We start from the raw sequence: 14,376 nt of genomic DNA, 5'->3' as shown, positions 1-14,376 counted from the left end.
CGCACCGCGCCTTGCATCCCATCCCGAGAAGATGCTTGCGCGGCCCCGTTTAGGCCGTGAACAGGTTCTAGGTAATCCGGGCACGCCTGTGAAGGCGCGCCTCTCCGTGGTGGCCAAGCCGCCATGGAGCCCCAAGCCCGCAGGCCCCGGCCTGCGGGCTTTTCTGTTTTTGCCGGTGTTTCCCCGCACACAGTCCCCCTGGCCGCCTACAGGCGGCCCGCCGCGCCAGGGATTTACTGGGGGTGACACCACCGTCCGCCGCCACTGGAGCTCGCCGTGAACCCTCAACAAGCCCATGCCTTCCGCCCCTTCCCCGGCCTGCTGCGAAGCGCGCTGCTGCTGGCTGCCGTGGCCACGCTGGGCGCCTGCGGCCTGCGCCAGGCCAACCCCTACCTGGCCCAGCAGGCCATGCCGGAAACCTTGCGCGTGCCCGCAGGCTACGCCGCGGTGCTCGAAGCGCAAGGCCGGGGTGAGCTGCTCTATGAATGCCAGGCCGTCAAACGCGCGCCGTATGAATACGCCTGGCTGCTGCTGTCGCATGGCATCAGGCTGGCGGACGGCGCGGGCAGCACCGTGACCTACTACCCCGGCGCCCGCGCGCGCTGGGAGCACAGCGACGGCTCCAAAGTAAGCGCACAGGAACTCGTCGAAGTGCCCGGCGACCTCCGGAGCCTGCCCCTGCAGCGCGCCATGGTCGGCCCCTCCGACACCCCGGGCGCGCTCGCCAACATCCGCTACATCCAGGGCCGCCGCACCGTGGCCGGCGTGGTGGCCAACCCGCCCTGCAGCTCCGCCACCCTGGGCATGCGCGTCTCCGTGCCCTACGAGGCCGACTACGTCTTCTGGCGTCCGGCCGCCTGAAGCTTTCCGGCGCCCATAAAAAAGCCCGCTCGAAGCGGGCTTTTCTCAGAGGGGCTGATCGCCGGGCTCAGCGCTGGTAATACACAGGTGCCGGACGGTAGTAACCCGGGCCGGGCGCCTGCACATAGTAGCCACCATGGTGCCTGTGGCCGTGGCGCGGGCCGTAGTACACGGGCTGCGGGTAGTAAACCGGTGCGGGCCGCACATACACGGGGCGCGGGTAATAAACCGGTGCCGGCTGCACATAAACCGGAGCGGGCTGTACATACACGGGTTGCGGGTACACCGGGTAGGCATTGGTCACACCTACCGCCACACCCGGGGCAGCTATGCCCACGGAAAACGACACGTTGTCGCGGGCCTGGGCAGCACCTGCAAAGCCCAGGGCGGCCACGGCCAGCGCGGCGGTGGCGCCTGCCAGGGCGAGGGAGCGGTTTGCTGTCTTCATATGGTTCTCCTTAAGAAGGGCAGGAAATGCCCATGTGCTTATTAAACGCAGGGCACCTGTAATGGCATACCGCATGCCCCGTGAAGAGAGTAGCCAAACGTAACCCTTACCGGGTAAGCCCTAAAATCGGCCAATGACCACCCCTGCCCCTGCCTCAGTTCCCGCCGACAAAGAAATCCACAAGCCCAGCAACTTCCTGCGCCAGATCATCGAAAAAGACCTGGCCGAGGGCACTTATGCCAGCCGCCGCTGGGGTGGCAGTCCCGGGGATGCCGCCCACCATGCCGCCGGCCAGCCCGACCCCGCCAGGGTACGCCTGCGTTTCCCGCCCGAGCCCAACGGTTATTTACATGTGGGCCACGCCAAAAGCATTTGCCTGAACTTCGGCCTGGCGCGCGATTACGGCGGCGTCTGCCACCTGCGCTTTGACGACACCAACCCCGAAAAAGAAGACACTGAATACGTCGACAGCATCATCGACGCCGTCAAATGGCTGGGCTATGACTGGGCACAGCTTGGCAACGAGGAGAGCGGCAAGGGAGACAGCAATGTCGAAAGCAAGGCCTACCAGGCCAGCGACTACTTCGACTTCATGTACCGCGCCGCCGAGTATTTGATTGAAAGCGGCAACGCCTACGTCGACGAACAAAGCGCCGAGGAAATGCGCCACAACCGCGGCGACTTCGGCCACCCCGGCACCAACAGCCCCTTCCGCGGCCGCACACCCGAAGAGAACCTGGCGCGCTTTCGCGAGATGCGCGACGGCAAGCTCGCCGACGGCGCCGCCGTGCTGCGCGCCAAGATCGACATGGCCTCGCCCAACATCAATATGCGCGACCCGGCCATTTACCGCATACGCCGCGCCCACCACCACAACACCGGCGACAAATGGTGCATCTACCCCATGTACACCTTCGCCCACCCGGTCGAAGACGCGCTCGAGCAGATCACCCACAGCATCTGCACCCTGGAGTTTGAAGACCAGCGCCCCTTTTACGACTGGCTGCTGGACCGCCTGGCCGAAGGCAAGCTCATCGCCACGCCGCACCCGCGCCAGTATGAATTCGCCCGCCTCAACCTGAGCTATGTGCTCACCAGCAAACGCAAGCTGGCCCAGCTCGTCAATGAAAACCGCGTCAGCGGCTGGGACGACCCGCGCATGCCCACCATCGTCGGCCTGCGCCGCCGCGGCTACACGCCCGAGGCCCTGCAGCTGTTTGCCGAACGCATAGGCGTCACCAAGAGCGACAGCTGGATCGACTACAGCACCCTCGAAGGCGCGCTGCGCGACACCCTGGACCCGATGGCCCCGCGCGCCATGGCCGTGCTGGACCCCGTCAAGCTGGTGCTCACCAACTGGGATGAAGTGATGGGCGCAGGCAAGCTCGATGATTGCAGCGCCCCCGTGCACCCCCACCACGAAGACATGGGCAAGCGCCACTTCAAGATAGGCAAGGAAGTCTGGATTGAACGCAGCGACTACGAAGAGACCCCGCCCAAGGGCTTCTTCCGCCTCTTCCCGCCCCACGTCAATGCCAGCAAGCAGGCCATCGCCGGCAGCAAGGTCCGCCTCAAGTACGGCCACGTCATCGAATGCATCGGCGCGGTGAAAGACGCGAACGGCAAGGTGATTGAAGTGCACGCCACCCTGATCCCCGACACCAAGAGCGGCACGCCAGGCTCCGATGCCATCAAGGTCAAGGGCGTGATCACCTGGGTGGGCGTGAGCGACGCCGTCGAAGCCGAAGTGCGCCTGTATGACCGACTGTTCAGCGTTGAGCACCCCGGCACCGGTGACAAGGACTTCCTCGACGAACTGAACCCCAACAGCCTCAAGACCGTGACGGCCTATGTCGAGCCCTCGCTCGCCAAGGTGCCTGCCGGCACGCGCTTCCAGTTTGAGCGGCATGGCTACTTTGTGACCGACATTGTTGACCACAAGGACGGCAAGGTCGTGTTCAATCGCGTGACAGGGATGAAGGATTCTTGGGGTAAATAAATCGAACTGGCGATAGTGCAGGATAGGTCGCGGATTTTCCAGTGATATCGATACATGCTTTCGACAAATATTAAGAATCGAGTAAAAAATGGCATCAAAAATATCAGCCAAGTCAACCGAGATGACAACCGCGCTGTCTGTGCGGCAGGAAAATATTCAGCGTGTTTACAACGACTACAACGCCGGAAAATTTGTAGTCAATCGGCGATATCAGCGAAAACTAGTTTGGGATGTCGAAGACAAGCAAAGCTTGATCGACACGATTCTGAAGGGATTTCCAATTCCGTTGTTTCTACTAGCGCGAGGCAAATATGTTGGGACTGATTGCCTTGAAATAATCGACGGAATGCAGCGGTTGAATGCTATTTTCTCCTTCATAAATCAGGAATTTTCTTTTGAGGGGGATTTTTTTGACCTAAAGACAATGGTCGAGTCTCAGGACCAACTGGACAAGGGCACACTTAAGCAGCAGACCCCAGTTATGAGCAGAGATAACTGCGTGAAGATTGCCACCTACACAATTGCGATTTCGGAGTTTGCCTCCTCAAAAGAAGAATTCATCGACGAGGTATTTCGGCGTATCAATTCAAACGGGAAATTTCTTTCACCGCAAGAAGTTCGCTCCGCGGGCGCGGTCTCGCCTTTCGCTGAGTTGGTCAAGCACCTAGCGCAAAAAATTCGTGGCGACGTTAGTACTACAGATTTATTTCCACTGCAAAAAATGCCGGAAATTAGTTTGAGTGATACCAGTCAGCGAGGTATCCACATAGACAAGACTTTTTGGGTAGCGCAAGGAATTTTTGTGCGTCAACAAGTCAGAGAGAGCCGCGATGAAGAAATAATCGCCGATATCTTGGCATTCATTCTCATGGGGAAAGAGGCACGATCGGCCTCCGAAGTACTTGATGATTACTATGGAATTCATAGATACGAAGCAGGTGAGAGCCGTAAGGTTCAACTTCAGGAGGCCCTTCAAAAATACGGAGTGGAAAAACTTCAAGAGCATTTCCTCTACTGTCACAGCACGCTCGAAAAATTGATGGGCGATCTAGGAAAGTCTTTTTCCGATCTAGCGATGAAGGACATGGCTGCAGCTCGCGCCGCTCGTTACTACCAATGCGTTTTTCTTGCCTTCTTTGAACTCTTGGTAAGAGGTTCAAGAACTGTCGGCGACGCTAATAAACTAGGCAAAGTATTGAGCGGTATAGGCCAACGGATCACCATCACCCCCGGGGGAAAATGGAGTGGCACCGAGCGTGAAACAAACGTCAACATAGTTATTGGACTAATTCAGAGTTCATTTGTTGAAAACCCGAATCCGGATCCAGCCAGTACCAGCTGGCTAACGCAATTCTCAAATCTTCTCAAGCAGTCTAAGCTTGAACAGCCCTGCTACGACTTCAAGCAAGGTTTTCTTAACTTGAAGCAAGGTGGTGGCTTTGATGAAGGATGCTTTGAAGGAGTTTTGCAAACAGTTTCCGCTCTAGCCAATCAGGGGCCAAAGACGGTCGGGTATGTCCTTATTGGAGTTGCCGATAAGAAGACAACGGCCGATCGTCACACTACGATATCTGGAGAGGCGTATGCGAAATCTGATGGTCACTTCATAACTGGAATAGATTTTGAAGCAAAAGCAATTTCGGGAAATTTGGATAAATATCAACAGTACTTGGTTCAACGCATCAAAGCATCAACGCTTGAAGATCAAGTCAAAGCTCAAGTACTAAATGACATCCGCTTCGTTTCGGTTTACGACAAGCATTGTCTTGTTATGAAAGTCAAAGACATCGGCCGGGCAACTCATTACAACAATCAGTTTTTTATCCGGGCTGGCGCAAACACCGAAGAAGCAAAAGGTACGGACATTGTGAATGTCGCATTGCGGTTTTCATAGTTTCTAATCGGGTTCCCCATGGCGAGTCTTCACTGCCCAAAATGCAGCGCTGAACTGCAAGTCAACCGTGATGGAGAGCTGGAATGCAGCGCCGGCAATATGCAATTGTCCGCCGCCCTCAATCGCCGGCTCACTGAGTGCTACATCACAAACGCTCGAGACCCTGACCCTAAGTCTCTTGGCTCCTTTATCGGAGGCATTTGGTTCTGCCCCGGCTGCGCTTGCGTAGTACCGGAAGAGAACCCAGGAGATTTACGCTGTCCGAGCTGCCAAAAGCAACTGGCGGAGTTCGCTCGCGCACTGGTCGAGCTTCATCCTCACAAACGGTAATCGCACCACCAAACGCCCATCCCGATGGCAAAAAACTGGCCCATTGGCCGGGGATCAAGCCGACAATCGCGGCAACAGCGATGCACTTTGAGGCAGACCCCCACCATCACGACATGCATCACCGGTCCACCCCACCGACGCGGCCCCCCCACCTCATCTGCTTCAACAAACCCTATGGCGTGTTGAGCCAGTTCACGCCTGAAGGCCGCTGGCGCGGGCTCAAGGATTTCATTGCCCTCCCCGGCGTCTATGTGGCCGGGCGGCTCGATGCCGACAGTGAAGCCTGCTGCTGACCAGCGACGAGCCCTTGCAGGCGCGCATCAGCGCCCCGCGTTTCAAGATGCTGAAAACCTACTGGGTGCAGGTCGAGGGCGAGCCCGGCAATTCGGCGATGGCTGCGCTGCGCGGCGACGTGCAGCTCAATGACGGCCCCACGCGGCCGGCCAGCGCCGAGCGCATGGAGGCCTCGCCCGGCCTGTGGGAGCGTGATCCCCCGGTGCGGGTGCGCAAGGCTATCCCGACCTTCTGGATCGCGCTGAGGATACGTGAAGGCCGCAACCGCCAGGTGCGGCGCATGACGGCCGCCGTGGGCCACCCGACCTTGCGGCTGATCCGCTCTTCCATCGGTCCCTATGCGCTGGACGGCATGGCGCAGGGCGCCTGGCGTGAAACCGAAGAGCTAGCGGACGCCGGCTGAGCATTTCAGCGGATTCGAAGGCCGGCGAGGTCTTTGGAAACAAACTGAAACAGCACCCCTTTTGGTGAATTGTTGCCTGCCAACCCAGCGGCCAAACGCATGGCCGCCCGTATGATCGGCCGGTTCCAAATTCAAAACTCAAAAGGACGTTCCCATGGCTGCTGCGCGCACGATCCACGCCGACCTCTGGCGAGTCTTTCTGCTGACCCTGGCGTCGCTCTTTCTCATTCCGGCGGTCACGCTGGTTTTCACGCACTACGCGCTGCAGTCTGAGGACAAGGACTTCCTTCAGCGCGTCACTTCTCAAATCAATGCCGCCAAAGACCTGACGCCGGCGCAGAAGGCGGACGAGATTGCGTTTTACGACACGCACAGGCTGTCGATGGCCTGCGCCGCCACCGGCCCCGAGGACAAGGTCTTTCACGACAAGGTCTGCAGCCCCTATTCGATGCACTGGTGGTTTCACTGGGCCGAGCGCGCCGCCTTCTGGACATTGATCCTGGGCGCGGCGCTGTTGGTGACGGCCAGCGTGCTGGGCGCGCTGGCCTTTGTCAACCGCGGCCTGCGCTATGCGAGCTTTGTGGCGGGCTGGCGGCTGATGACCATTTCAAGCGCGGTGGAGGTCACGCTGCAAAGCGCCATGCTGGTGTGGCTTTCCTTCTGGCTCACGGCGTATTTCTGGCACAGCTACTACATCAAGCTGGTCGGCCTGGCCGGCATCATGGCGGCCCTGGCGGTGTTCTATGCCATCTACACGCTGTTCAAAAAACTGCCTTCGGGCAACACCATTGAGGGCGAGCTGCTGTCCGAGGCCGACGCCCCGCGCCTGTGGGACCGCATTCGCCAGCTGGCGGGCCGCGTCAAGACGTCGCCGCCGGACCAGATCATCGCGGGTATTGACAACAACTTTTTCGTGACCGAGGCGCCCTGCACGGTGGCCGGGCAGGCCCTGACGGGCCGCACGCTGTTTGTGAGCATTCCGCTGCTGCGGGTGCTGGACACCACCGAAGCCGACGCCGTGCTGGCGCACGAGCTGGCCCACCTGGGCGGCGGCGACACGCGCAGCAGCGCGGCCTTGGGCCCCAAGCTGACCCAGTTTGACCTGTACACCTGGGAAATGCGCAGCGGCGGGCTGACCATCGTGGCGCACTACCTGCTGCGCCTGTACCGCATGGTGTTTGAGTTTGCGCTGGCACGCGACAGCCGCGAGCGCGAGTACACCGCCGACCGCGTGGCCGCGAAGCTGACGGCACCGCAGTCCATCGTGCAGTCGCTGATCAAGATCTCGGCTTATTCCAGCTACCGGGACACGGTGGAGCGCAAGCTGTTCGAGCAAGAGCAGCAGCACACCGGCGCGCTAGGCATTGCCGGCTTTGTGGCGGAGGGCCTGCACCCCTATGCCCGCTCAGGTGAATTTGTGACGGCCATGAAAACCGCCGCCGTGCCGCACCCCTACGACACGCACCCGCCGCTGCGGGAACGCATGCGCAATGTGAACCACGAGGTGGCGGAAGACAGCTACGGCGCCATCGTGACCACCGTGCCCCAAGCCACCTGGGCCGATGAAATATCAACAGCCGCCGCCATTGAACAGCGGCTGTGGAGTGACTACGAACAACGCTTTGCCGCCGCGCATGAGCAAAGCCTGGCCTACCTCTATGAGCCGGCCAACGACGAGGAACGCGCGGTGGTGCTGCGCTACTTCCCGCCGGTGTCGTTTGACCTCGGCGCGGACAAGCGCATAGACATCAGCTATGAAGGCGTGCATGCCACGGCCGACGGCGGCGCGCCCATCTCCTGGGACGAAGTCAAGGCCCTGACCTTCAACACCAGCACGTTCGGCAACACCCTCACCGTCACGCATTTCGACAAGGGCATGCTGGGCGCGCGCACCAGCACGATCAAGCTCAAGGGCCTGGGCAAGCAGGAGGAGCAGTTCAAGGCGGTGTTGGGCAGCTATTGGCAGCGGCACCAGATCATGCGGGCACAGCAACAAGCCCGCGCCGCTGAAGCCGAACCGGCCTGACAAGCCGGGGAAGCCGGCCGGCGGATCAGGGGTTTTCCGCTTTTTTCAACGTTCCTTTTCAACGTTTCTTCAACTGCGCGGCCTTGTTGGACATCAACAAGGCCACGCCCTCCACATCCGCCGCCGTCACCGGCGTGAACACAATCATGCTGAGCCCTGGCGCGCTGTCGACCGGGAAGGACTGGTGCTCGAGCGTGATGCTGCCTGCCAGCGGGCGCTCGATGCGCTTGACGCCCACGTAGTGGCCGCTGGTTTCGTTGTCGGCCCACAGCCGGCGAAAGTCTTTGCAGCAGGCCTGCAGCTCTTCCGCCAGCGCTGCCGCTTCGGGGCTGTCACCGGCCCGCGCCGCGTCGACGCGAAAGGTCGCAATGGCAAAGCGCGCATTGGCTTCCCAGTCGGGCACGGCACGCAGGGCCGGGTCGGTGAACAGGCGCCTGAGCAGGTTGCGCCCGCCGGGCGGCTGCGCGGCATAGTCGCTCAGCACCGCGGCCGCCGCGGCATTCCAGGCCACGATGTCCCAGGTCAGCGTCTTCACGACAGCGGGGCTGGTGGGCATGCCGTCGAGCACTCGCTGCAGCGCGGGTGTGACGGCCGCTGACGCGGTGGGCTTGATCGGCGGCGGCCGCTGCTGGGCCAGCAAAAACATGAACTCGCGGTCGGCCCGGTCCAGCGCCAGCGCACTCGCCAGCCGCTCCAGCACCTCGTCGGACGGCGGGCCGCCGCGGCCCTGCTCCAGCCAGGTGTACCAGGTGACGCTCACATGCGCGCGCGTGGCCACTTCTTCACGCCGCAGGCCGGGTGTGCGGCGGCGGCTGTCCGCGCCCGGCGCGGGTGCCAGGCGCGCACGGCGGTCGCGCAGGAACTCGCCCAGCGTGAGGGGTGCCGCCTGGGCCGCCTGGGCCGCCTGGGCCACCGTCATGGCGGGTTCGGCTTGTGTTGCGGGGTTGCTCAGGGTGTTAGTGCTCATACCTGTATACGCTCACGGCTTTTGCCAATGAAGGTGGCGACGCAAGATGCGGGCTCATTGATTTTTCAGGAGTTCAGTATGCGTGTTTTTTTGACGGGGGCCACAGGCTTTATCGGTTCCGCCATTGTGCAAGAGCTGCTTTCTTCAGGCCACGAGGTGCTGGGCCTGGCGCGTAGCGATGCGGCAGCGGATGCGCTGTCGCGGCTGAGTGTGCAGGCCCATCGCGCTGAGCTGGCGGATACCGCCGGCCTGGCCGCCGCCGCCAGGGCCTGCGACGGCGTGATCCACACTGCGTTCATCCATGACTTTTCAGCGCACGCCGCTGCCGCCGAGACGGACCGCCAGGCCGTCGCGGCCATGCTGGGCGCGCTGGAAGGTTCGGGCAAACCGTTGGTGGCGACATCCGTCACCGTGCTGCTGGCGCACGCCCACCCGGCGACCGAAGACATGCCCGTGCCTGAAGCTTCGCCCAACCCGCGTGCCAAAGCGGAGGCCATGGTGCTGGCGGCGGCCGGTCGCGGTGTGCGGGCCAGCGTGGTGCGGCTGCCGCCCTCGGTGCACGGCGCGGGCGACTACGGTTTTGTGCCTATGCTGGTGCGCATTGCGCGCAGCAAGGGTGTGGCAGCCTTCATCGGTGAAGGCGCCAACCTCTGGCCGGCGGTGCACCGGCTGGACGCGGCGCGCCTCTTCAGGCTGGCGCTGGAAAGCGCCCTGCCCGGCGCGCGCCTGCACGCCGTGGCCGAAAAAGGCCTGCCCTTGCGTGCGATTGCCGAGGCCATAGGCGAAGGGCTGGGTGTACCTGCGCGCGGCATCGCGGCGGACGAGGCGCCCGCCCACTTCGACTGGCTGGCGCGTTTTGTGGCGATTGACAACCCGACCTCGAGCGCGCTCACGCGCAGCGCTTTGGGATGGCAGCCGCGGGAGGCGGAACTGCTGGCGGACATGCGGGATAGCGGCTATTTCAGCTGAGGCCCGCGGTGTGCGGTTTAATCACCGCATGCCAGCCCCCAACTTCAGCCCTGCGGCAGACCGCAACAAGCAGCCCATCCTCGATGTCCTGCTCAAAGTCTTGCCCGCGCAAGGCACAGCACTCGAAATCGCCTCCGGCACAGGCCAGCATGTTGCCTGGTTTGCCACGGGCCTGCCGCAATGGACATGGCAGCCCACCGACTTCATGCCCACCGCACTGGACTCGATTGCGGCCTGGGTGGCCGAGCAGGGTTTGACCAATGTTCGCCCTGCCCTGGTGCTGGACGTGATGGCGGCCGAATGGCTGCCGGGCGATGCGAAGTTTGACCTGGTCTACTGCGCCAATATGCTGCATATCTCGCCCTGGGCGACCTGTGCCGCGCTGATGTCAGGCAGCGCGCGCCACCTCGCAGCCGATGGCGTGCTGGTGACCTACGGGCCTTACCTGGAAGACGCTGTGCCCACCTCGGAAGGCAATGTGGCGTTTGACCAAAGCCTGCGCGCGCAAGACCCGGCCTGGGGCATACGCCGCAGGGAAGATGTGGAACAGCAAGCGGCGCGGGCCGGCTTGCGGCTGCGGGCACGGCATGCGATGCCGGCCAATAATTTGCTGCTGGTATGGGGCAAGGCCTAGGGCCTGCGCTCAAGTCTTAAGAGCGCAGGATTTTTTCCATCGCTTTTCCTTTGGCCAGTTCGTCCACGAGCTTGTCCAGGTAGCGAATCTTCTGCATCAGCGGGTCTTCGACCTCTTCCACGCGCACGCCGCAGACCACGCCCTTGATCAGCGAAGCATTCGGGTGCATGGCGGGGGCCTGGGCGAAGAAGGTTTCGAAATCGTTCTGCTTTTCGATTTGCCGATCAAGCCCCTTTTGGTCATAGCCCGTCAGCCAGCGGATGACCTGGTCGACTTCCTGTTTTGTGCGGTTTTTGCGTTCCGCCTTCTGCACATAGAGCGGATAGACCTTGGCAAACGGCATCGTGAAAATAGTGTGCTTGGGCATCCGTGTTCCTCTCTAAGCCTCCAGCGAAGCCTTCAAGCGGCCCAGGGCCTGGTCCCATTGCTGGGCAATCAGGTCCAGCGAGCGGCGGGCTTCGTCGAGCTGCTGCGGGTCAAACTGCCACAGCCGCTCGCGGCCCACTTTCACATGGTGCACCAGGCCGGCGTCGGCCAGCACATGCAGGTGTTTGGTGACGGCCTGGCGGGTGATGTCGGTGGTGGCGGTCAGCTGGGCGATGGAGACGGCGCCGCCCACGCAGAGCACGGCGACCAGGCGCAAGCGCGTTTCGTCGCCCAGGGCGGCAAACACGCCCGCGGGGCCGGGCTGGGGCGATGCGGGGTCGTTGGTTTTAAGGCGAGGCTTGCGAGGCGACATATTTCTGGATGTTAACCATCTGCCCTTCCCAGCCGCCAGTGTTCATGCGCAAGGCTTCGACACGGCGCGCCACGGGAATCCTGTCAAAGCCCGATTCGACCACGGTCAGCAAGGTGCCGCCGCTGGCCGCCTTGAGGGTGAATTCCACGAGGGTGGTGGGCTCTTTGGAGTAGTCGACGGCCGGGTCGACCGCATAAGGGTGCCAGCGGTAGGAAAACAGTGTTTCGGGTTCCACGCGTTCAATGAGCACGTCAAACAGCACATGCTCGTAGCCCGCAATGGTGATGTGGCCCTGCACCTGCTGGCCGGCGCTGAAGGTTTTGCCCTTGAGCGCCACGCCGAACCAGTTGCCGAATTCTTCGGCCTGGGTAAGCGCCTTCCAGACTTTGGAGGGTGCGGTGTTGATGTGGACGCTGCGTTCGATGCGGTCGGTGGATGAGGGTGAAGCCATATATGCAATCTCCTGGTTGCGTTTATTCTGCATCCGGAAAACTTTTTATGCAACATATTGGTTGCATGATTTTGATCCCAAATTGCAAGCAATTGCAGCCGCCGCGCCGTGACGCGAAGTGGCTGTTCGCCTACACGGGCCGGCCGTGACCGCTGCTTAAATGGAAGGGCACGGGCTTGGCGTTCGCAGGTTCGCACTATCGCCCGCCAATGTCCGATTTACCCACTCATCCAGGAGATAAGCCATGCCCCAGTTCGCCATGATTACCGGTGACGTGACCTACACACCGGGTGACGGTACCCCGATTGAGATCCCGCGCGTGCGCATTGAAGTTGCGCTGCAGCCGGACAGCGCGACGCTGAGTTGGGATGCCGGCGACGGCGTTGCCGCGGTGACGGCGATCCCGCGCATCCAGTTTGACGACTATGTGCGCGAGGGAAAGATCACCATGACGCCGCAATAATGGCGCCATGCATTCACGCCCTTCACAGACCCTTGTTTTTTCAGACTTAAGCCGCCGCGCCGTGCTGCTGGCCGCCGCGGCGGGGTATGCCCTGCCCGCCTCCTTGCAGGCCCAGGCTGCGCCCTCACCCGACGGGATCATTTGGCCGCGCGCCTCGCAGGTGCCCGGCGGCGTGGCATGGCTACCGCTGGGCCCGGCCGCGCAGCGGCCCCTGGCCTTTGCGGGCGAGACTCCTTTGCTGGTGCTGGGCGATGCGACCGGATGGACGGCACTGGTGGGCATCGCGCTCTCGGCCGCGCCCGGCGAGGCGAACATCACAGTGCAAGCCGCTGAAGGCAGCCGGCGGGATATTCCTTACACCATAGCGCCCAAGCGCTATGCCGAGCAGCAGCTCAAGGTCGAGCCGCGCACGGTGGACTTGTCGCCCGAAGACCTGGCGCGCTACGAGCGCGAGCGCGCGCACCAGGAGCTCGTGATGGCCACCTTCAGCCAGCCCCTGCCGCAGGGCCCGCTGCGCATGCGGGTGCCGGTGCCGGGGCGGCGTTCCAGCTCTTTCGGGCTGCGGCGCGTCTTCAACGGCCAGCCGCGCAACCCGCACAGCGGCATGGACATCGCGGCCGCCACCGGCACGCCGGTGCTGGCACCGCTGCCGGCCCGGGTGATAGACACGGGCGATTATTTCTTTAACGGCAACACAGTATGGCTGGACCATGGGGGTGGTTTGCTGTGCATGATGTGCCATTTGAGCGCGATTGACGTGAAGCCGGGGGACACCCTCCAAACCGGTGAACGCCTGGGCGCCGTGGGCGCAACCGGCCGGGTGACCGGGCCGCATTTGCATTGGGGTGTGATGCTGAACCGTGCCATGGTGGATCCTGCGCTGTTCTTGCCGGCCTGAGCTTGCCGGCCTGAGATTGCACTCATCCCCCTCCCAGGGAGCGAGAAAAAAACACATCCTGATACGACGGCATGTAGCGAGGTAAACACGGGGTAAAACCCCGGCTTCATTACACGCGCCCTACCTCCGCATTACACGGCCTTGACCTTGGGCCTCCACGATGAAAGCACTGAAGCACCAAAAAGCCTCCAGGCCGGTGCTTCGGAAAGCAAGTTTCCTCCTCAGGGCTTGCCGGTTCACTGATTGAGCAAAGGAGACCCCATGACATCGAAACTCTTGACCACATCCCTTCTGGCCACCGCGCTGGCCGCGGGCCTTGCAGCCGCGCCGGCCATGGCGCAACCCTACGGCCCTTACGGCCCTCAAGCGCCTTCCTACCCACCCCAGGTGGTGTACGCGCCTGCAGCCCCGCAAACGCCGGGCATAGACAGGGCACAGCAGGCCGTCAGCGAGCGCATACGCGAGGGCCTGCAGTCCGGCCGCATCACGCCCTCGGAAGCGCGCCTGCTGTACCGCCGCGACAGCGAGATCCAGAACCGTGAAGCCGCCTACAAGGCCGACGGCCGCGTGACGCCGCAGGAGCGCCAGCAGCTGCGCGCCGACATGGCCCAGTTGAGTGCCGAAGTCGAGCGCGCCATTGCCAACAACCGCACCGTGGCTGTCGCCTACCCGGCCGACAGGCTGGGCGCCATCGACAGCCAGGAGTTCAATATCCGCCAGCGCATTGACGAAGGCGTGCGCAGCCACCGCCTGAGCCTGCGCGAAGCCGGCCGCTTGCAGGCGCGCGAGCAGGCGATTGAAAACCGCGAGGCCGCCTACCGCTCGGACGGCGTGGTGACCCCGCAGGAGCGACGCGACCTGCGCGCCCAGTTGGCCGCGCTGCGCGATGAAGTGGAGCGGCTGATCAATCCGCGCGGTTAAAAGTCAAGCGCCAAAACTGCAAGGCACAAGAAAAAACCCCGGTCGGCGCATGGCGCCGGCCGGGGTTTTTTGCTGGAAG

14 protein-coding genes and 1 pseudogene are annotated in these 14,376 nt (G+C 62.3%); 10 read left to right on the top strand and 5 right to left on the bottom strand.

Going from position 1 to position 14,376, the window contains the following annotated elements:
- Window positions 1-276: 276 nt before the first annotated feature.
- The gene (locus PMI15_RS23455; protein WP_007874941.1) at window positions 277-861 is read left to right on the top strand and encodes a DUF3455 domain-containing protein; all 585 of its coding nucleotides are present in this window, start codon (window positions 277-279) and stop codon (window positions 859-861) included.
- Between the two features lie 67 nt (window positions 862-928).
- Here the strand turns inward: PMI15_RS23455 and PMI15_RS23450 are convergent, their stop codons facing one another.
- Window positions 929-1,309 (bottom strand): hypothetical protein, encoded by a 381-nt coding sequence (locus PMI15_RS23450; protein ID WP_007874939.1) that lies wholly within the window; start codon window positions 1,307-1,309, stop codon window positions 929-931.
- 133 nt (window positions 1,310-1,442) lie between these two features.
- On the opposite strand from PMI15_RS23450, the gene PMI15_RS23445 reads away from it, so the two are divergent.
- The 4 genes and pseudogenes from PMI15_RS23445 to PMI15_RS23425 all read left to right on the top strand — a co-directional run bounded on the left by PMI15_RS23445 (window position 1,443) and on the right by PMI15_RS23425 (window position 8,255).
- Window positions 1,443-3,308 carry a glutamine--tRNA ligase/YqeY domain fusion protein gene (locus PMI15_RS23445; protein WP_007874937.1) on the top strand — a complete coding sequence of 622 codons (1,866 nt, stop codon included), beginning with the start codon at window positions 1,443-1,445 and terminating at the stop codon, window positions 3,306-3,308.
- Between the two features lie 121 nt (window positions 3,309-3,429).
- Window positions 3,430-5,202, top strand: a complete 1,773-nt coding sequence (locus tag PMI15_RS24545) for a DUF262 domain-containing protein (RefSeq protein WP_238541181.1) — start codon at window positions 3,430-3,432, stop codon at window positions 5,200-5,202.
- Between the two features lie 443 nt (window positions 5,203-5,645).
- Window positions 5,646-6,229 (top strand): annotated as a pseudogene (locus PMI15_RS23430) (pseudouridine synthase).
- A 154-nt stretch (window positions 6,230-6,383) separates the two neighbouring features.
- The gene (locus tag PMI15_RS23425; RefSeq protein ID WP_007874932.1) at window positions 6,384-8,255 is read left to right on the top strand and encodes a M48 family metallopeptidase; all 1,872 of its coding nucleotides are present in this window, start codon (window positions 6,384-6,386) and stop codon (window positions 8,253-8,255) included.
- Between the two features lie 58 nt (window positions 8,256-8,313).
- On the opposite strand, the gene PMI15_RS23420 is transcribed toward PMI15_RS23425, so the two are convergent.
- Window positions 8,314-9,222, bottom strand: coding sequence for a helix-turn-helix transcriptional regulator (locus tag PMI15_RS23420; RefSeq protein WP_007874930.1), 909 nt, complete (start codon window positions 9,220-9,222; stop codon window positions 8,314-8,316).
- Between the two features lie 78 nt (window positions 9,223-9,300).
- On the opposite strand from PMI15_RS23420, the gene PMI15_RS23415 reads away from it, so the two are divergent.
- Both PMI15_RS23415 and PMI15_RS23410 read left to right on the top strand, forming a co-directional pair.
- A complete protein-coding gene (locus PMI15_RS23415; RefSeq protein WP_007874928.1) occupies window positions 9,301-10,191 on the top strand; it encodes an SDR family oxidoreductase in 891 nt (296 codons plus the stop codon).
- A gap of 28 nt (window positions 10,192-10,219) precedes the next feature.
- Window positions 10,220-10,825, top strand: a complete 606-nt coding sequence (locus PMI15_RS23410; RefSeq protein WP_007874926.1) for a DUF938 domain-containing protein — start codon at window positions 10,220-10,222, stop codon at window positions 10,823-10,825.
- 16 nt (window positions 10,826-10,841) lie between these two features.
- On the opposite strand, the gene PMI15_RS23405 is transcribed toward PMI15_RS23410, so the two are convergent.
- The 3 genes from PMI15_RS23405 to PMI15_RS23395 are packed head-to-tail and all read right to left on the bottom strand — an operon-like array spanning window position 10,842 to window position 12,015.
- Window positions 10,842-11,192 (bottom strand): DUF2200 domain-containing protein, encoded by a 351-nt coding sequence (locus PMI15_RS23405; protein ID WP_007874924.1) that lies wholly within the window; start codon window positions 11,190-11,192, stop codon window positions 10,842-10,844.
- A gap of 12 nt (window positions 11,193-11,204) precedes the next feature.
- A complete protein-coding gene (locus PMI15_RS23400) occupies window positions 11,205-11,564 on the bottom strand; it encodes a helix-turn-helix transcriptional regulator (protein ID WP_007874923.1) in 360 nt (119 codons plus the stop codon).
- Window positions 11,539-12,015 carry an SRPBCC family protein gene (locus PMI15_RS23395; RefSeq protein ID WP_007874921.1) on the bottom strand — a complete coding sequence of 159 codons (477 nt, stop codon included), beginning with the start codon at window positions 12,013-12,015 and terminating at the stop codon, window positions 11,539-11,541. The genes PMI15_RS23400 and PMI15_RS23395 overlap by 26 nt, the downstream gene beginning before the upstream one ends.
- 244 nt (window positions 12,016-12,259) lie before the next feature.
- On the opposite strand from PMI15_RS23395, the gene PMI15_RS23390 reads away from it, so the two are divergent.
- The 3 genes from PMI15_RS23390 (at window position 12,260) to PMI15_RS23380 (ending at window position 14,297) form a co-directional block, all read left to right on the top strand.
- Window positions 12,260-12,478 carry a hypothetical protein gene (locus PMI15_RS23390; protein WP_007874920.1) on the top strand — a complete coding sequence of 73 codons (219 nt, stop codon included), beginning with the start codon at window positions 12,260-12,262 and terminating at the stop codon, window positions 12,476-12,478.
- A gap of 7 nt (window positions 12,479-12,485) precedes the next feature.
- Window positions 12,486-13,376 (top strand): peptidoglycan DD-metalloendopeptidase family protein, encoded by an 891-nt coding sequence (locus PMI15_RS23385; protein WP_007874919.1) that lies wholly within the window; start codon window positions 12,486-12,488, stop codon window positions 13,374-13,376.
- A gap of 261 nt (window positions 13,377-13,637) precedes the next feature.
- The gene (locus PMI15_RS23380; protein WP_007874918.1) at window positions 13,638-14,297 is read left to right on the top strand and encodes a hypothetical protein; all 660 of its coding nucleotides are present in this window, start codon (window positions 13,638-13,640) and stop codon (window positions 14,295-14,297) included.
- Window positions 14,298-14,376: the final 79 nt, after the last annotated feature.

It is taken from the genome of Polaromonas sp. CF318, from assembly GCF_000282655.1.
Classification (GTDB): Bacteria; Pseudomonadota; Gammaproteobacteria; order Burkholderiales; family Burkholderiaceae_C; genus Polaromonas.
This window is presented reverse-complemented; position numbering and strand designations above follow the sequence as displayed.